18 protein-coding genes and 1 tRNA gene are annotated in these 17,217 nt (G+C 68.8%); 11 read left to right on the forward strand and 8 right to left on the reverse strand.

Annotation, left to right across the window (positions count from 1 at the left end; all coding sequences use genetic code 11):
- Positions 1-10: 10 nt before the first annotated feature.
- From ACZ4EF_RS03005 to ACZ4EF_RS03015, 3 genes are all read right to left on the reverse strand, one after another.
- Positions 11-343 carry an FmdB family zinc ribbon protein gene (locus ACZ4EF_RS03005; RefSeq protein ID WP_391043359.1) on the reverse strand — a complete coding sequence of 111 codons (333 nt, stop codon included), beginning with the start codon at positions 341-343 and terminating at the stop codon, positions 11-13.
- A gap of 66 nt (positions 344-409) precedes the next feature.
- Positions 410-1,663: an MFS transporter gene (locus ACZ4EF_RS03010; protein ID WP_467502636.1), complete on the reverse strand. Its 1,254-nt coding sequence runs from the start codon at positions 1,661-1,663 to the stop codon at positions 410-412.
- A 291-nt stretch (positions 1,664-1,954) separates the two neighbouring features.
- Positions 1,955-3,484 (reverse strand): potassium/proton antiporter, encoded by a 1,530-nt coding sequence (locus tag ACZ4EF_RS03015; protein WP_467502638.1) that lies wholly within the window; start codon positions 3,482-3,484, stop codon positions 1,955-1,957.
- 157 nt (positions 3,485-3,641) lie between these two features.
- Here ACZ4EF_RS03015 and ACZ4EF_RS03020 point away from each other — a divergent pair, with 157 nt between their 5' ends.
- On the forward strand, positions 3,642-6,356 hold the full coding sequence (locus ACZ4EF_RS03020; protein WP_467502436.1) for a penicillin acylase family protein: 2,715 nt from the start codon (positions 3,642-3,644) through the stop codon (positions 6,354-6,356).
- A gap of 53 nt (positions 6,357-6,409) precedes the next feature.
- Here the strand turns inward: ACZ4EF_RS03020 and ACZ4EF_RS03025 are convergent, their stop codons facing one another.
- Complete coding sequence (locus ACZ4EF_RS03025; protein WP_467502438.1) at positions 6,410-7,003, reverse strand: 5-formyltetrahydrofolate cyclo-ligase; 594 nt, start codon at positions 7,001-7,003, stop codon at positions 6,410-6,412.
- 82 nt (positions 7,004-7,085) lie between these two features.
- Between ACZ4EF_RS03025 and galU the strand changes: the two genes are divergently transcribed.
- The 7 genes from galU to ACZ4EF_RS03060 all read left to right on the forward strand — a co-directional run bounded on the left by galU (position 7,086) and on the right by ACZ4EF_RS03060 (position 12,443).
- Positions 7,086-8,000 carry a UTP--glucose-1-phosphate uridylyltransferase GalU gene (galU, locus tag ACZ4EF_RS03030; RefSeq protein WP_401310442.1) on the forward strand — a complete coding sequence of 305 codons (915 nt, stop codon included), beginning with the start codon at positions 7,086-7,088 and terminating at the stop codon, positions 7,998-8,000.
- Entirely contained in the window at positions 7,997-9,349 is a 1,353-nt protein-coding gene (gene glp / locus ACZ4EF_RS03035; RefSeq protein ID WP_391162371.1) for a molybdotransferase-like divisome protein Glp, read from the forward strand. The genes galU and glp overlap by 4 nt, the downstream gene beginning before the upstream one ends.
- 106 nt (positions 9,350-9,455) lie before the next feature.
- On the forward strand, positions 9,456-9,938 hold the full coding sequence (moaC, locus tag ACZ4EF_RS03040; RefSeq protein ID WP_355337867.1) for a cyclic pyranopterin monophosphate synthase MoaC: 483 nt from the start codon (positions 9,456-9,458) through the stop codon (positions 9,936-9,938).
- Positions 9,935-10,483 carry a MogA/MoaB family molybdenum cofactor biosynthesis protein gene (locus ACZ4EF_RS03045; RefSeq protein ID WP_467502441.1) on the forward strand — a complete coding sequence of 183 codons (549 nt, stop codon included), beginning with the start codon at positions 9,935-9,937 and terminating at the stop codon, positions 10,481-10,483. Before moaC ends, ACZ4EF_RS03045 begins: the two co-directional genes overlap by 4 nt.
- Positions 10,480-11,100 carry a GNAT family N-acetyltransferase gene (locus ACZ4EF_RS03050; RefSeq protein WP_188279753.1) on the forward strand — a complete coding sequence of 207 codons (621 nt, stop codon included), beginning with the start codon at positions 10,480-10,482 and terminating at the stop codon, positions 11,098-11,100. The genes ACZ4EF_RS03045 and ACZ4EF_RS03050 overlap by 4 nt, the downstream gene beginning before the upstream one ends.
- Before the next feature lie 117 nt (positions 11,101-11,217).
- On the forward strand, positions 11,218-12,282 hold the full coding sequence (sepX, locus tag ACZ4EF_RS03055) for a divisome protein SepX/GlpR (protein WP_467502443.1): 1,065 nt from the start codon (positions 11,218-11,220) through the stop codon (positions 12,280-12,282).
- Positions 12,283-12,369: 87 nt separating this feature from the next.
- Positions 12,370-12,443: transfer RNA gene (locus ACZ4EF_RS03060), tRNA-Ala, on the forward strand.
- 231 nt (positions 12,444-12,674) lie between these two features.
- Here ACZ4EF_RS03060 and ACZ4EF_RS03065 read toward each other — a convergent pair.
- The 3 genes from ACZ4EF_RS03065 to ACZ4EF_RS03075 form a co-directional block, all read right to left on the reverse strand.
- Positions 12,675-13,100: a hypothetical protein gene (locus ACZ4EF_RS03065; protein WP_467502445.1), complete on the reverse strand. Its 426-nt coding sequence runs from the start codon at positions 13,098-13,100 to the stop codon at positions 12,675-12,677.
- Between the two features lie 387 nt (positions 13,101-13,487).
- Positions 13,488-13,979 carry a hypothetical protein gene (locus tag ACZ4EF_RS03070; RefSeq protein ID WP_467502447.1) on the reverse strand — a complete coding sequence of 164 codons (492 nt, stop codon included), beginning with the start codon at positions 13,977-13,979 and terminating at the stop codon, positions 13,488-13,490.
- On the reverse strand, positions 13,976-14,914 hold the full coding sequence (locus ACZ4EF_RS03075) for a hypothetical protein (protein ID WP_467502449.1): 939 nt from the start codon (positions 14,912-14,914) through the stop codon (positions 13,976-13,978). Before ACZ4EF_RS03075 ends, ACZ4EF_RS03070 begins: the two co-directional genes overlap by 4 nt.
- Before the next feature lie 32 nt (positions 14,915-14,946).
- Between ACZ4EF_RS03075 and ACZ4EF_RS03080 the strand changes: the two genes are divergently transcribed.
- Positions 14,947-15,342, forward strand: a complete 396-nt coding sequence (locus tag ACZ4EF_RS03080) for a hypothetical protein (protein ID WP_467502451.1) — start codon at positions 14,947-14,949, stop codon at positions 15,340-15,342.
- Between the two features lie 154 nt (positions 15,343-15,496).
- On the opposite strand, the gene ACZ4EF_RS03085 is transcribed toward ACZ4EF_RS03080, so the two are convergent.
- Positions 15,497-16,033, reverse strand: coding sequence for a hypothetical protein (locus ACZ4EF_RS03085; protein ID WP_467502453.1), 537 nt, complete (start codon positions 16,031-16,033; stop codon positions 15,497-15,499).
- A 190-nt stretch (positions 16,034-16,223) separates the two neighbouring features.
- On the opposite strand from ACZ4EF_RS03085, the gene ACZ4EF_RS03090 reads away from it, so the two are divergent.
- Both ACZ4EF_RS03090 and ACZ4EF_RS03095 read left to right on the forward strand, forming a co-directional pair.
- Positions 16,224-16,604, forward strand: a complete 381-nt coding sequence (locus ACZ4EF_RS03090; RefSeq protein WP_401716268.1) for a hypothetical protein — start codon at positions 16,224-16,226, stop codon at positions 16,602-16,604.
- Positions 16,597-17,100 (forward strand): hypothetical protein, encoded by a 504-nt coding sequence (locus tag ACZ4EF_RS03095; protein ID WP_467502455.1) that lies wholly within the window; start codon positions 16,597-16,599, stop codon positions 17,098-17,100. The genes ACZ4EF_RS03090 and ACZ4EF_RS03095 overlap by 8 nt, the downstream gene beginning before the upstream one ends.
- Positions 17,101-17,217 lie beyond the last annotated feature (117 nt).

Genomic DNA, 17,217 nt, shown 5'->3' on the forward strand with positions numbered 1-17,217 from the left:
TCGGAAGGGCTCAGGCCGCCGACGTGCTGTTCGAGGACGAGGAGCCCGTGCCGGAACCCGAAGAGGAGCCGGACGATGAACCCGACGACGAGCCGGAGGACGGCTTGCTGTCGGACTTGCTGTCCGAGTTGCTGCTCTTGGCGGCAGGCGCGCTGCTCGTGGACGAGCCGCGGCTGTCGGTCCGGTAGAAACCGGAGCCCTTGAAGACCACGCCCACGGCGGAGAAGACCTTGCGCAGGCGTCCGCCGCAGTTGGGGCACTCGGTCAGCGCGTCATCGCTGAACTTCTGCACCGCCTCGAGGCCCTCGCCGCACTCGGTGCACTGGTACTGGTACGTCGGCACTTGCTCCTCCTGGCACTCTCACTCATTGAGTGCTAACGACGCTCAATAGTGCAGTATTTCCCGGCGTCAGTCCACCGGGACCGCCGCACGGTGACCGATCACACCCGACGCGACCACTCCTCGCGATTGTGGCACCAACCTCTCGCGCAGCCCCACCAGCACCATGAGCGCCAGCGCCGTACCGGCCAACGGCACCGTGAAACCGGCGTGCGAGCCGGCGTGGTCGGCCAGCAGCCCGGCCGTCGTGACGGCGGCCGCCTGCCCGAGCGCTACCGCCCCCGTCAGCCACGTGAACGCCTCGGTGCGGGACTCGCCCGGTACCAGGGCGTCCACCATCGTGTAGCCGGTGATGAGGGTGGGTGCGATGCACAGGCCCACCAGCAGTCCGAGCGGTGCCAGTACCGGCACGGCGTGCACGGCCCACAACGGGGCGCAGGCGAGTGTCAGGGCCGCGTACGCCGCGAGCAGCCTGGTACGGGGGCTCCGACGCCAGGCGACCGCGCCGTAGACGACGCCCGCCAGCATGTTTCCGGCGGCGAAGGTCCCGTACAACAGGCCGCTGATGCCGGGCCGGCCGATTTCCTGGGTGAAGGCGGTCAGCGACACCTGCATGCCGCCGAAGACGGCGCCGATGCCGAGGAAGGCGACGGCGAGCGCGCGCATTCCGGGTACGGACAAGGCTGAGGCGGGTTTTCCGCTGACGCCCCCCATGGTGGGGTGCGGAACGGGTGCGGTACTTCTCTGCGCGGCGAAGAGGATTCCTCCCGCAAGGGTCAGCGCTGCCTCGGTGATCAGCCCGGCCGCCGGGTGCACCGCGGTGCACAGCGCGGTGGCGAGCACAGGGCCGATGACGAAGGTGAATTCGTCGGTCACCGACTCGAAGGCCGCGGCCGTTGTCATCAAGGGGGAGGCGGCGCTGGACGGGGCGGTTGCCGAGCCGTTCAACGCCACCGCCCAGCGGGCGCGCACCATCGGCCCGATCTGCGGCACGGTGGCACCAGCGGGCACGGCCGCCGCGAACAGCGTCCAGGTAGGCGCATGGGTCAGCGCGAGCGTCACCAGCCCGATGACGGAGACGGTGTGTAGGGCGACGCCTGGTACGAGGACGGCACGTTGCCCGAAGCGGTCGGCCAGTCGGCCGCTCCTCGGGGCGCACAGGGCCATCGAGACCCCGGTGACGGCCGCGGCGGCTCCCGCGGTGCCGTAGGAGCCGGTGGTGTGCTCGACGAGCAGCACCATGCCGATGGTGAGCATCGCGAACGGCTGCCGGGCGGCGAAACCGGGGAGCAGGAAGGCCCAGGCGCCGGGGGTGCTCAGCAGTTGACGGTAGCCGGTCTTTGCATCGACTCCGACGGGCGTGGGCGTTGTCCCGGGTGGGGACGTGGACGGGGAGGTGGGCACCTTGGATGCCACAGCCTGGTCTTTCTGCCGCCTGGTAGCGCGGACGCGGATCCAGGTCCGCGAATGACCGCGCCGAGAGCCGTCCGCTCAGCGCGGGAATCCGCGCCGGCTCTGCGTCAGACAGAGGTTGAACTCGACAAATACCTCACCATGATACGCGGAGACCGGAGCCGTTTTCGCGCACCTGGCGCGGTCCGGACGTTGATCGGATTATCGGTCACCTGGTCGGCTGCGTTGCCGACCAGGCGGCTTCTCTCCGAGCCACCCGGCGAGCTTGCCGCCGCGCCCGACGGCCCGCAGCCGGGCCTCGGCCGCGTCCCGTACCGGATCGGTGGTCACCACGAGCAGTTCGTCGCCGCGCCGCAGCACGGTCGACGGCAGCGGTACGAAACTGGCGCCCTCGCGTACCACCAGGGTGACGGCGGCGCCGGTGGGCAGCCGCAGTTCGTCCACCTCGACGCCGTGCATGCGTGAGCCGTTGGGGATGGCGACGGACAGCAGGTGGCCCTGGAGCCGTTCCAGCGGCGCGGATTCGATGCCGAGGTCGGCGGCGTCGCCGTTGCTGTCGCCGGACAGCCGCAGTCGGCGGGCGACCCATGGCAGGGTCGGGCCCTGCACCACGGTGTAGACGATCACCAGGACGAAGACGATGTTGAAGATCCGCTTGCTGTCGGTGATTCCCGCCACCATGGGGATGGTGGCGAGCACGATCGGCACCGCGCCGCGCAGCCCCGCCCAGGACATCAGCGCCTGTTCGCGCCAGGGGATGCGGAAGGGCAGCAGGCTTGCGATCACGGAGGCGGGCCGGGCGACCGCGGTCAGGAACAGTCCGATGATCAGAGCGGGGACGACATCGTCACCCAGTTCGTGCGGTGTGATGAGCAGACCGAGCAGGACGAACAGGCCGATCTGAGCGATCCAGCCGAGCCCTTCGGCGAAACCGCGAGTCGCGGGCCGGTGTGGAAGTTTGGCGTTGCCGAGGATGAGCGAGGCGATGTAGACGGCGAGGAAGCCGGAGCCGTGCGCCATGGCACCTGCCGCGTAGGCGGTGACGGCGATCGCCATGACGGCGATCGGGTAGAGGCCGGAAGCGGGCAGGGCGACGTGTCTGAGGCCGTAGGCGCCGCACCAGCCGACCGCGAGCCCGATCGCGGCACCGATGACCAACTCCAGCGCGATCTCGCCCACCAAGTGGTACCAGTGGTCGACGGGACCCGCCGCCGAGAAGGCGACCACCAGGATCACGACAGGGGCGTCGTTGAAGCCGGACTCGGCCTCCAGGACGCCGGTCACGCGCTTGGGAAGCGCCACATTGCGCAGCACGGAGAAGACGGCGGCCGCGTCCGTCGACGACACCACCGCGCCGATGATCAGCGCCTGCCGCCAGTCGAGGCCCACCAGATAGTGCGCGGCGCCGGCGGTGACGAAGACGCTCAGCATCAAGCCGAATGTCGACAACACTGCAGCGGCGGGCAGTACCGGTTTGATTTCCTGCCATTTCGTACCAAGTCCGCCTTCGGCGAGGATCACCACCAGTGCGGCATAACCCAGGACTTGGGTGAGCTGGACGTCGTTGAAGGTGAAGCCGAAGACGCCGTCCTGGCCCATGATGACGCCAATGCCCAGGTAGATGAGCAGGGTGGGAAGGCCACTGCGTGAGGCGAGGCGCACGGCCACGACCGCGACCAGCAGTACTGAGGCGCCGACCAGCAGGATCTCGTTGAGATGGTGGACAGTCAGGGTGCCGGTCCTTTCAACTTCGTTGCCTTACCTAACATTTTACGCTCTCTTGACATTCCACGGCCCACCGGCCGCCGACCGCCGGGCTGCCCCTATGGTTGCCCTTGCACAACGAGCACCTTGATCACCGGTCCGCCCTGCCCCTCGAAGGACAGCGATGCCCGCACGGAAGAAATCCCGCCGCGTACGCTTCATCGTGATCGCGTTCGTGCTGCTGCTCGTAGCGGGCATCGGATTCGGGTCCTACTGGAGCGTGAGCACCGTCCGCGCCTCCTTCCCGCAGACATCGGGCTCGCTGAAGCTCAAGGGCCTGTCAGGGCCCGTCGACGTCATGCGCGACGCGAACGGCATCCCCCAGGTCTACGCCGACAGCCCCGAGGACCTTTTCCGCGCCCAGGGCTTCGTCCAGGCGCAGGATCGGTTCTACGAGATGGACGTACGCCGCCATCTCACCTCGGGACGGCTGTCCGAGATGTTCGGCAAGGGCCAGGTCGAGACCGACGCCTTCCTGCGCACCTTGAACTGGCGCGGCGTCGCGCAGAAGGAATACGACACCAAGCTCGACGCCACCACCAAGAAGTACCTCCAGGCGTACTCCGACGGTGTCAACGCCTACCTCAAGGACCACAGCGGCGCCGGACTGTCGGTCGAGTACGCGGCGCTGTCGTTCAGCAACGACTACAAACCCGCACCCTGGACGCCGGTCGACTCCGTCGCCTGGCTCAAGGCGATGGCCTGGGACCTGCGCGGCAACATGCAGGACGAGATCGACCGCGCCCTGATGACCAGCCGCCTCAGCCAGGCGCAGATCAAGCAGCTCTACCCGGCGTATCCGTACGACCGCAACCGGCCGATCGTGGACGGCGGTTCCGTCAACAAGATCACCGGCGCGTACGAGCCCGCGTCGTCCGGCGGCCCGCAGGGACTCAGCAGCTCGGTCAACACACAGCTTTCGGGTATCTCGCAGATCATCGACCAGATGCCCGCGCTGCTCGGTCCGTCGGGTGACGGCATCGGCTCCAACTCATGGGTGGTGTCCGGCACCTACACCACCACCGGCAAGCCGCTGCTGGCCAATGACCCTCACCTGGCGCCGCAGCTTCCCTCCCTCTGGTACCAGATGGGCCTGCACTGCCGGGTGGTGAACGCCGCCTGCCCGTACGACGTCGCCGGTTACACCTTCTCAGGAATGCCAGGGGTCGTCATCGGCCACAACCAGAGCATCGCCTGGGGAATGACCAACCTGGGTGCGGACGTCACCGACCTCTACCTGGAGAAGGTCACGGCGGGCACCTACCTTTACGACGGCAAGCAACTGCCCTTCAAGACGCGCCAGGAGACCATCAAGGTCGCGGGTGGTAAAAGCCGCACTATTACGGTGCGCGAAACCAACAACGGCCCCGTGATCTCCGACCGCAGCGACGAGATCCGCACCGTCGGACAGACCGCACCCGTCACCGATCCACCGGGCGGCGTCAACAGTGGTTATGCCGTCGCTCTGCGATGGACGGCGCTCCAGCCCTCGAAGACCATGGACGCCGTCTTCGAACTCGACAAGGCGACGGACTTCGACCAGTTCCGGGCCGCCGCCGCCGACTTCGCGGTCCCGTCGCAGAATCTGATCTACGCCGACACCAAGGGCAATATCGGCTACCAGGCGCCGGGCCAGGTGCCGACGCGCGCCGACGGTGTGGACGGTACGTACCCGGTGCCCGGCTGGGACTCGCACTACGACTGGACGGGCACGATCCCGTTCAAGTCGATGCCGTACGAGTACAACCCCTCCCGCGGATACATCGTGACCGCCAACCAGGCCGTCATCGATCAGAGCAAGTACCCGTACCTGCTGACCGAGGACTGGGGATACGGCACCAGGAGCCAGCGCATCAACGACCTCATCGCGTCCAAGATCAAGGACGGCGGCAAGGTCTCCATGGACGACATGCAGTCGATGCAGGGCGACAGCAGCAGTGAGATCGCCAAGCTTCTCGTTCCGTATCTTTTGAAGATCAACATCACGAACGACAAGGGCGACTACGTACGCAAGGCGCAGCAACTGCTGGAGGGCTGGGACTTCAACCAGGACGCCGATTCCGCCGCCGCCGCGTACTTCAACGCGGTGTGGCGCAATGTCCTGAAGCTGGCCTTCGGCAACAAGCTGCCCAAGGAATTGCGTCCCGAGGGGCAGTGCCTGCGGGTGCCCCCGGCCGGGCAGACCGGGCCGGTCGACAATCTCGACGGCAGCAGCGGCACGGTCCACGAGTGCGGCGAGCGGGATGCCGACGAGGCGCAGCCGGACGGCGGCGACCGGTGGTTCGAGGTCGTTCGCAAGATGCTGCCGCAGCAGAACAGCCCCTGGTGGACGATGTCGACAACGGCGTTCTTCAGCGGAGACCCCGACAAGAAGCACCACAGCGATCGTGACCAGCTCCTTGGGCAGGCCATGAAGGACGCACGCTACGAACTGACCGCCAAGCTCGGCAAGGACATCGACACCTGGAGCTGGGGCCGCCTCCACAAGCTGGAGCTGAAGAACCAGACGCTGGGAACCGAAGGCCCCGCCGTGCTCAAGTGGCTGCTCAACCGCGGCCCCTGGCAGCTCGGCGGCGGTGAGGCGGCCGTGAACGCGACCGGCTGGAACGCGGCGGGCGGTTACGACGTCGTCTGGGTCCCGTCCATGCGGATGATCGTCAATCTCCAGGACCTCGACAAGTCCCGGTGGATCAATCTGACCGGCGCGTCAGGCCACGTCTACAACGCGCATTACACCGACCAGACCAATATGTGGGCGAACGGCGAACTTCTCCCCTGGGTGTTCTCCGCCGAGCAGGTGGACAAGGCCACCAAGGCGAAGATGGCACTCACTCCGTAAATCACACCGGTAATCGCGCACCTGGTGACGGAAAACGTCACGCGCGAATGACATCACCTGGTGAAGCGGTGCACTCCTCCCGGCGTCACCGCCAGGTCTACGAGGTGGTCGTGCGGTTCCTGCGGAACCCGTTCGACCACCTCGTGCGCGTAGAGCAGCACCATGAGAAGCGGATCGACCGCGGCCTCCCTCAGCCGGCCGAGGACCCGGTCGTACGAGCCGCCGCCGCGGCCAAGACGTACACCGCGCGCGTCCACGGCGAGGCCAGGCAGCAGAACGGCCCGCGCCGTGGTGACGGCTTGGGGGCCGAGGTGTTCGCCGGTCGGCTCGAACAGGCCGCGTCCGGTGCGGTGCAGGGCGTCGGGGCCGTCGTATGCGGCCCAGTCCAAGTCGTTGTCGGGGAGCAGGACGGGCAGTAGGACGCGCGTACCGGCGTTCCGCAGGGTGTCGATCAACTCCCGGGTGCCGGGCTCCGCGCCGATCGACACATAGGCGGCCACCGGTCCGGGGGCGGCCAGTTCGGGCAGGCCGCGTACGGTCTGCGAGAGCGCTGTCGCTGCGGCGGCGCGGTCGGCGGCGGTAAGGTCGCGTCGGGTGCGCAGGAGCCGGGTCCGCAGTGCTGCTTTTCGCTCGCGGGCGTCGCTCATACCACACACATCCGTCACCGATCCGTCACAACCAGTCGTACCTTCGTCTTCGGGCAAATACTTGCCCGCTATGGTGCACGGCATGACGCAATCACATCCTCGTACCCGGATCAGCAAGGCTGTGATCCCTGCCGCCGGTCTTGGTACCCGCTTCCTGCCGGCGACCAAGGCGACGCCCAAGGAAATGCTTCCCGTGGTCGACAAGCCGGCCATTCAATACGTGGTCGAGGAAGCCGTGTCCGCACAGCTCTCCGATGTGCTCATGATCACAGGACGCAACAAGCGCGCCCTGGAGGACCATTTCGACCGCAACTACGAGCTGGAGGAAGCACTCACCCGCAAGGGTGACGAGTCCCGGCTCGCGCGGGTACGCGAATCCAGCGGTCTGGCGACCATGCACTATGTGCGCCAGGGTGACCCGAAGGGCCTCGGTCACGCGGTGCTGTGCGCTGAACCGCACGTCGGTGACCAGCCGTTCGCCGTGCTGCTCGGTGATGACCTCATCGACCCCCGCGACCCGCTGCTGGCGCGCATGGTGGAGGTGCAGGAACGGCACGGCGGCAGTGTCGTCGCCTTGATGCGGGTCGATCGCTCGCAGATCCACCTCTATGGTGCAGCCGCCGTGGTGCCGACGAGCGACGACGATGTCGTGCGCGTCACCGACATGGTGGAGAAGCCGAACCCCGACCAGGCACCGTCGTCGTATGCGGTCATCGGCCGCTATGTGCTCGACGCCGCCGTCTTCGACGTGCTGAAGAAGACCGAGCCGGGGCGTGGCGGCGAGATCCAGCTCACCGACGCGTTGCGTGAGTTGTCGCACCGGGACCACACCGGCGGGCCGGTGCACGGTGTGGTGTTCACCGGGCGGCGTTACGACACCGGTGACCGCGGTGACTATCTGCGTGCGATTGTCCGACTGGCATGCGAACGTGATGACCTGGGGCCAGATTTCCGGACCTGGCTGCGTTCGTACGTCACCGAGGAGATGCAAGAGTGAGTCATGACGCCGACCGGGTGTGGTCCGTCTCCGAACATCTCGACAGCATCCTGGGGCAACTGACCCCGCTGGAACCGATCGAGTTGCAGATCCTCGACGCGCAGGGGTGTGTGCTGGTCGAGGACGTCACGGTGCCGGTGGCGCTGCCGCCGTTCGAGAACAGTTCCATGGACGGCTACGCGGTGCGGGTCGCCGACACCAAGGCGGCGACCGAGGAGCACCCGGCGGTGCTCGACGTGGTCGGCGATGTGGCGGCGGGGAGCGGTGAACTGCCCACGGTGGGACCGGGCCAGGCCGCCAGGATCATGACAGGCGCCCCGCTGCCGCCCGGTGCTGAGGGTGTCGTGCCGGTGGAGTGGACCGACGGCGGCACCGGTGGCGGCCCGGCGGCGAGCATGAGCGCGCACAGCACCGATCCGGCCGGCGCGGCGGGTGAGGTGCGGGTGCACCGGCCGGTGGAGCACGGGCAGTTCGTGCGGGCTCGCGGCAGTGATGTCGCCGCGGGGGAGTTGGCGTTGGCCGCCGGTACGATTCTCGGCCCGGCGCAGATCGGGCTGCTCGCGGCGATCGGGCGCGGCGCCGTCAAGGTGCGGCCCCGGCCGCGGGTGGTCGTGGTGTCCACCGGCAGCGAGTTGGTGCAGCCGGGTGAGGACCTCGGACCCGGTCAGATTTACGACTCCAACAGTTTCGCGCTCACCGCCGCCGCGCGGGCGGCGGGCGCCATCGCGTATCGCGTCGGCGCCGTCGCCGACGAGGTGGAGACGCTTCGCGCCACCATCGAGGACCAGCTCATCCGCGCCGACATCATCGTCACAAGCGGCGGGGTGAGCGTCGGCGCGTACGACGTCGTCAAAGAAGCGCTGTCGTCGATCGCGGACGGCAGTGAGATGAACGTCAACGGCGACGACGGTGAGGGTGACATCTCCGCACCAAGTGGACATGTCGACTTCCGCAAGCTCGCGATGCAACCGGGCAAGCCGCAGGGCTTCGGGCGGATCGGCCCCGACCGCACACCGCTGCTCGCGCTGCCCGGCAATCCGGTGAGCGCGTACGTGTCCTTCGAGCTGTTCGTCCGCCCCGCGATCCGCACGCTGATGGGTGCCGGGTCGGTGCACCGGGAGGTCGTGCGCGCGGTGTGCGTCACCGCGATCGAGAGGTCGCCGGAAGGCAGGCGGCAGTTCCTGCGCGGTCACTACGACCGGGCGTCCGGTACGGTCACGGCGGTCGGCGGTTCCGGGTCGCACCTGGTCAGGGCGCTCGCGCACGCCGACGCGCTGATCGTCGTACCGGAAGCCGACACCTCGGTCGAGGCCGGAGCGGATGTCGAAGTGGTGGTGCTGGAGCCGTAGGCGATCGGCCGCCGGGCGGTCCGCGCGCACACCGGCGCGGACCCGCGGGCCGAGCGGAGGTCCCTGCCGGTACGGTGTCTGCCCAAGAGACCGCACCGGGAGAACGATGAGCAGCGCGCAGCAGCACCTCACCCACCTCGACGAGGCAGGCGCGGCCCGAATGGTCGACGTCTCCGCCAAGGACGTCACCGCGCGCACGGCCAGGGCGACAGGACGGGTCCTGGTCGATCCCGGCGTCATCAAACTTCTGCGCGGCGCAGGTGTTCCGAAGGGCGACGCCATCGCCACCGCGCGGATCGCCGGGATCATGGGCGCCAAGCGCACCCCTGACCTGATCCCGCTCTGTCACCCGTTGGCGGTGTCCGGTGTGACAGTCGACCTGGTGGTGGCCGACGACGCCGTGGAGATCACCGCCACCGTGAAGACCACCGACCGCACCGGGGTGGAGATGGAGGCGCTGACCGCGGTCACCGTCGCCGCGCTCACGGTCATCGACATGGTGAAGGCCGTCGACAAGGCGGCGGTCATCACCGATGTGCGGGTCGAGGAGAAGACCGGCGGCAAGTCCGGCGACTGGCACCGCGCATGACCGGGCCCGCCGTACCGCAGGCCGCGCCGGGCCGCACCCTGCGCGCGCTCGCCGTCACCGCGTCCAACCGCGCCTCCGCGGGGGTGTACGAGGACCGCGGCGGCCCGCTGATCGTCGCCGCGCTCCGGGAGTGGGGTTTCACCGTGGACGGCCCGCGGGTCGTACCCGACGGCGCGCCCGTCGGCGAGGCGCTGCGGGAGGCGGCCGAGGCCGCGTACGACGTGGTGGTGACCACCGGAGGCACCGGTATCTCGCCGACGGACCGTACTCCCGAGGTCACCCGGGAACTGCTCGACTACGAGATCCCCGGTATCGCCGAGGCGATCCGCGCGGCGGGCCGGGAGAAGGTGCCGACCGCCGTGCTCTCCCGTGGCGTGGCGGGGGTGTGCGGGCGCACGCTGGTGGTGAACCTTCCCGGTTCGAGCGGCGGGGTCAAGGACGGCCTCGCCGTACTCGCCCCGCTCCTGGTGCACGCCGTCGACCAGATCCATGGCGGCGATCACTTGAATGACCAAACGACTTCAGTCCCTGGGAGACCGAGCTGAACGGGTCCTGGCCGGTTGAGTTGGTGGACGGTGACATCACCCTCCGCCCGATCCGGATGCGTGACCAGCGCGCCTGGCGCGAGGTCAACCGGCGCAACCGTGACTGGCTGCGTCCGTGGGAGGCCACCGTGCCGCCCGCCCCGCCCGGCCATGTCGCGCAGCGCCCCACGTACCGTCAGATGGTGCGGCACCTGCGCTCGGAGGCGAGCGCGGGCAGGATGCTGCCGTTCGTGATCGAGTACCAGGGGCGGCTCGCGGGGCAGCTCACCGTCGCGGGCATCACCTGGGGGTCGATGTGCTCGGCGCACGTCGGTTACTGGGTGGACGAGGCGGTCGCCGGGCGCGGTGTGATGCCGACGTCGGTGGCGCTCGCCGTCGACCACTGCTTCCGGCGCGTCGGACTGCACCGCATCGAGGTGTGCATTCGCCCGGAGAACGGTCCCAGCCGCAGGGTGGCCGAAAAGCTCGGTTTCCGGGAGGAGGGGCTGCGTCCGCGCTATCTGCATATCGACGGTGGATGGCGGGACCATCTGGTCTACGCGCTGACGGCTGAGGAAGTCCCGGAGGGGTTGCTGAACCGCTGGCGGCAGGCCAGGCCCGGGACGCACCAGAAATAAAACAATTGTTCGAAAATGAAGCCAATCGCAAAAAAATCTCGGCATATCAGCCAGATCGTGCGACACACCGGGCCAAATTGCGTATGGCGTGTCTCGATCACCCCTACCGTGTAACGCGTGAGCAGTAGTGGCCTCATCTACGCAGTCATCGTCGGGGCCTGGGCTGCCTACTTGGTGCCCATGTGGCTCCGTAGGCAGGATGAGCTCAACGAAGCGCGTCCGACGGAACGCTTCAGCACCGCCATCCGGCTTCTGTCCGGGCGCGCGGCGATGGAGCGGCGTGTCGCGAAGGCGCGAGGTGAGAGCGTCGAACCCGCGCAGGACGCAGCCGACGACGTATCCGAGGACGACCTCGCCGGAGCGGTGGACGTCCGCGGACTCGCCGTGCCCGCGACCGAGGTGCGGCCGGGCATCCCGCAGGGCGCCCACGGCGTCCACGGAGCACGCGGTACTCAGGGCGCGGCCGGCGCGCATGGTGCGCACACCGCGCATGGTGCCCGCCCCGGCGTGCCCAATCCGCGCGCCAAGGTGCTCGCGCGCCGTCGCCGCACCACGACACTGCTCTTCCTCGGCTTCACCGTCGGCGCCGTCGCGGCGGCCGTCGGCGGCGTCGCGCTGCTCTGGGCGCCCGCCATCCCGGCCGTTCTGCTGACGGTCTACATCGGCCAGATGCGTCGCCAAGAGCGGCGTCGCTTCGAGGTGCGCATCGACCAGCGGTACGCCGCCGAGGCCGCCCGACGCCTGCGCGCCCGCCCCGAACCGGCCGCTGAGGAGCACCAGCACCAGCACCAGGCGGCGCCCGCCGAACGCCCCGCGCCTTCGCCGCGTACGGCCGACCGGCGCGCCCTCGTCGAGCAGACCGACCACGCCGAGTGGGTCGACCAGCAGCGCGCGCAGCAGAACAACGACGACGGCTGGGAGCCCGTACCGGTCCCGCTGCCCACCTATGTGACGGCTCCGGTCGCTCCCCGTACACCGGGCGGCGTCGACCCCGGCGCGCCCGACACGTGGAGCGCCGCCAGGTCCGGCACCGCCGCCGCGGAATCCGCCCCGGCGGCTGCCGCGCAGGAGTCGGCCCCGGCCGCCCCCCAGCCGCGCCGCCCGCGCCCGCGCACCCCCCGCACCCCGCTCTTCGACCAGTACGCCGACCCCTCCGACCGCCCCCGCGCCGCCAACGAGTAGTGCCGCCAGGCTTCCCGGCCATCCGGACCAGCGTGAATCGCGTTCACGACCACCCGTCTCGGGATGCTAGAGTTTTCCTCGTTGCAAGGGCCTGTGGCGCAGTCCGGTAGCGCACCTCGTTCGCATCGAGGGGGTCAGGGGTTCGAATCCCCTCAGGTCCACAACCGACTGTTCACGAGTTGTCTGGTGAACGGTTGACGAGATCCCGTCCGATCTGATTGATCGGGCGGGATCTCGTCGTTTCTGGAGTCTGTTCGATGTGCTGTCCGAACGCGGCAGGCGTCGTGACATCTGTCCGGTGGTCGACAGCCTGTGGGGCCGGGGTGGGTCGGGTGCGGAAGGCGTTCCGGGGCCTTAGCCGGGCGTGCGTGATCGCGTGTGGTGCTGAGCTCTCAGGTGACGGTGCGGATCTGCGGTCGTGCGGGCGGAGGAACCCTGGTCGCGGCGGGAGGCGAGAGTGCTGGACTGCTGGGTGCGCCGGCTTCGCAGAGGGTGGTGAGGGCTCGCTCGGTGCCGGTGGTCTGCTGCCAGGTGAACAGGATGTGCAGGTTGATGCTGCAGATCATCAGCGCGAGCAGGATGGTCTGCGCGACTCGCCCGTGGGCGAGCCGTTCGGCGGGGTCGGAGATGTCGATGCCGTGGCTCTTGGCTCTGCCTTTGAGACCTTCGATGTTCGCCCGCTCGGGCCGGTAGACGTCCTGCCAGGTGGGGTGGAGGTAATGGCGGTCCTGGCGGAATTTGTCGAGTTTGCCGAGGCCACCTGGCCGGACGGTGATCGTTGGCTTCTGGCAGATCCGCGGCAGCTCGTTCATGGGCAAGGGCCGCAGCCGTTCGCCTTGCGGGATCGGGCCGATGCGCTTGCCCGTGGTGTCCAGGACGAGGCCGAGGGCGAGTTGCGGATGCCGGCTGACACGTTCACCGGCCTGCGGGTGACCTGCGGGGTGCCGTCGGCTGGCGGCGACCAGGAGGCTGGCGGAGTGCCCGAAGATTCCTTCCTCGGAGCCTCCGCAGTAGTGCCAGCCCGCGGTGAGCTCGACGGAGGCCAGGCCCCGTCGTTCGCGGGGAGGCTGGTGCCAGGCGGGAATCGGTGTGGTGTCGGCGCCGATGTCGCCCCGCCAGCCCTTGAGCAGGCCCCGGCGGTGAGCGAGGCGGACGGTGATCAGGATCAGACGATCGCTGATCTCCTGCAGCAGCTCCAGGCGCCGTTAGTGCTCGGCGTCCGTGTCCTCCCAGGCGTCGGCCACGATCCCGGCCTCTTCGGCGGGAAGCCGGCGGCGCCGGTCGCAGCGCTGCGGGTCCAGGGCGGTGGTCAGGCGGTCGAAGGACCGGTAGACGCGGCGGGAGAACGCGATCCTGGCGTGGCCGTCAGCCCTGCTGTTGTCCGGGATGCCGAGCCAGGAGCGGGTAGGGGCCCGCAGCTCATCGAGCAGAACCCGGCAGACGTCCGCGAGGCTCGCGCTGCGGTGGTGATGCAGCGCCAGCAGCAATCCCACCAGCACGGTCCGCACTGGCAGCCCCTTCGGTCCCGGGCGGCCCGCCAACTCGGCGTCAATCAGCTCCAGCACCCCGGACTGGTGCAGGACGGCATCGAGCTGGCCGACCTTGGAATCGGGGATCTCGAAGGGGGCGTCGGTCACCGGCCGGGGTCGGCAGCGCTTGATCTTCTCCGGGTTCCGCCAGGCCCGGGGCTTGGTCACCGCTGCTCCGGGCCCCGCAACAGCCGGGCTGCGGTCGCCTCGTCCACGGGCGGCACCAGATGCTGCCAGCGGGCCAGGGAGGCGGCGGAAGCCAGTCCGGCCGCTTGGGCGATCAGGTGGTGATCAATATGCGCGCGCATCAACTCGACGATCCACGTCGCTCGCAGCCGGTCCACGGACACCGCGGGCGTATTCCCCGGCGGCCGGTGCATCAGGGACCAGGAGCCGATCAGGTTCTTGGAGTATTCGACGGTCCGCGCGGGCCGGAACACGTACCCGCTGCCCGCCCGTTCCGCCAGTTCGCCCAGCAGGGCATCCCAGCCGGCTCGGGCGACGAGCGGGACCACACGCTTGACGCCCTTGTGCAGCAGCGGCCCGCCTTGGCGAGGACGTCGCAGATCGACGCCGCGACTGGCCGCCACCTCCCTGGGCGTGAGCCCCAGCCCCGCGCCCAGGCCCAGAAGTGCCAGGGCATCGGTCCGCTGCTGGCCCGGCAGGTGATCGGCCCACTGCCGCAGACCCGCCAACTCGGCTGCCGTGTAGGGCTGGTGCGGAGACGCTTCCGCGTGCATCCGCGACGGGGCTGCCTCTCCGCGCTCGCTGAAGGCCAGAGCATCCCGCACCCGCAGGAGCCACGTCCGGTAGGTCCGCACCGACGACGTTTCGATGTCTCCTGCCCGCGACAGGACGAACGCGTCGATCACCTCATTGCGCAACCACGTATCCGGATCGCGTTCCAGCCCCGCCGGCTCGGCCCACAACGCCAGGCGCCCGAGGACGTGCAGCAGCCTCTCCACCTCGTAGGGAACCGAGCTCACCGTGGCAGCGGCCACCGAGCTGAGGAGTGGCGCGACCTCGTCCCAGAGCGGTGGAGCCTGCCGGGGGCGGTAGCGGGCGATCTTCGCAGACGTATCGGGATCAACGACCACGGCCATACATACCGGCTGGACAAGCAGCCATTCCAAGCGTGATCGACTTCGACGGACAGGATGGTGCGCGCATGGTCGGCGGACGCGCCCGCGCACGCTCCCCCCGGCAGATGACTCGCGATCCGGAAGCCTGGCCCGAACCGGCCGGCACTGACCCCGCGGCCGAGGCGGTCCGACAGATCGCCCTCGCCCTCACCCGGGCGCTGGCCGATCAGGGACTAAGCCTGCGGGCGGCGGCGGCCGGTTCCGGAGTCAACCGGCAGGCCATCGCGGATCTGCTCGCCGGGCCGGTCCTGGCCCGACGTGGCCACTGTCGCCCGACTGGGCGCGTTCACCGGAGGGCGGCTGTGGCCGCGAAATTCCACGACCGATCGAACTGGGACGCATTGAGCCTCGATTCGCGCCCGGAACCGCACAACGGCGACCGGGCATGACGACTTCGCGGCTCCACGCTTTGAGGGGGAAAGGTATCTACTACGCTCGAAAACGCGGGAGCCACCGTTCACTTGGGCGCTCACGCACATTCGGCACCGCCGAGCTGAACCCTCGGCGGTGCCACCCTCCCCGGCCGCACCGGCGGCCGTCGCGTCACCTCATGCCCACTCCTTCCTGGCGGTGTCCGCCATCCGTGGGCGCGATCGAGAAATACGCCGTCGGGCCTTCAACCACCCGGCCCTCTTTCGCCATCCGCTTCAGCCGGGAACGGGTCGTCTCCACCCGCCGCGTGCTCGTGACGTCCTCGCCGATCGCCACGCAGATGTCCTGCACCTTCATCGCCCGCCCAGCCCCAGCCAGAAGCACCAGCATCTGCTCGCGTGCCACCTCCCAGTCCAACTGGGTCCCGGACGCGGCAGAAGCACCCGAGCTATCGCCATCAGCCGAAGCTGAGACCTCGGCCGAACCGCGGGGCGAACTGCTGGCGGGCGGCGCCTGCCCGGCCTCTTCCGACGCTGCCTGAGGACCCTCGGTGGAAGCACCGCCGCCCAGAAGCGATTCCGCCGTCTCCCGGGTGATGGTCAACCGCGCCAGCCGTTCCTCGGCGACGGTGATCTTCTCCCGCAACGCGGACAACTCGCCGCGCACGATGGCTTCTTCCTCATCCAGACGCTGAAACAGCGATGTCATCTCGTCCCGCCAATCGCCCGCAGCCGACAGCCGGCTTCCACGGCCCCCGAAGCTCCAGGCAACCGTAGAAGGGAGCGCACCAAGATCGCAGAAGGTGACCGCTCATGCCTCCAAACGACCACACACGCCTGCCTTCCGCCCGCACCGCGTCGCCCCACGACAACTCCCGTCCGCGCCGTAAGCTCATCTCGTGCCGGCAGAGGACAGCCCCCAGAACAGCGTCAAGCACTGGCAGGAGTGCACCAGCGTCTACGACTTCCTGGAGCAGGTCCGTCTGCGACCTGGCATGCGGCTTCCCGGCGGCTCACTCCAGCACCTGCACTCCATCCTCATCGGCTACCGAGTCGCACTGGGCGTGCACGACATCAACGAACCCTTCGATTTCTGGCCCGACGGGGACTTCACCTACTGGCTTCGTGAGCAGCAGGGCATCTCCGGTTCCCTCAGCTGGGCAGCAGGCATCGAGCGTGCGACACCAGCGGACTCCACACCGGTCGAGGAGTTCTTCCGGCTGTTGGCCCAATTTCGCCAAGTCGGACGCCGAAGGTGGGAGGACGAGGCCGGTGCCTGATCTCCAGTTCAGCTGGGAACTCAGCGGGTCCGGCTGGGCAACCTGCCGCATCGCAGACGGGTCGTCGGAGCGCAAGGACATCGTCAGCTACCTCACCGATGCCCTTGCCGACCTGCTTCACCGCGTTGCCGGCCTCTACAGCCTGAACTCCGTCCACCGGTTCTCCTTCGACCTCGAACCGGCCGAAGTCAGGTGGGTCCTCCGACGTCTGGGGCCGGACGTGGACATAACGATCTACCGCTTCCCAGACATGTCCGCGAGCTTCGACGCGAACGACGATGCCGGCACGCTCGTATGGACCTCGACGCAAAGCCGTAGCGCCCTGAGTCACGCTGTCATCGAGGCCGCGCAGTCAGTGTTGCGGCTTCACGGCGAAGAGGGCTACCGAGCAAAGTGGGTGCAACACCCCTTCCCAGCCGCAGCACTGCAAGACCTGCGTCGGCTGCACATCCGAGAGGACGCATGCGGCAACCTGCACGACATTTCCGCCCCATAGGCGGCCCACGCTTCTCCCGGGAAGCGATCACCACTCGGGAAGCGATCTCCAAAGGCGTTGGACGTGCTGGTCAGACCCACGTCTGGCAGCCGTTCCCGACCCCGGCGTACTTCACGC

Source organism: Streptomyces sp. NPDC025721 (assembly GCF_055558595.1).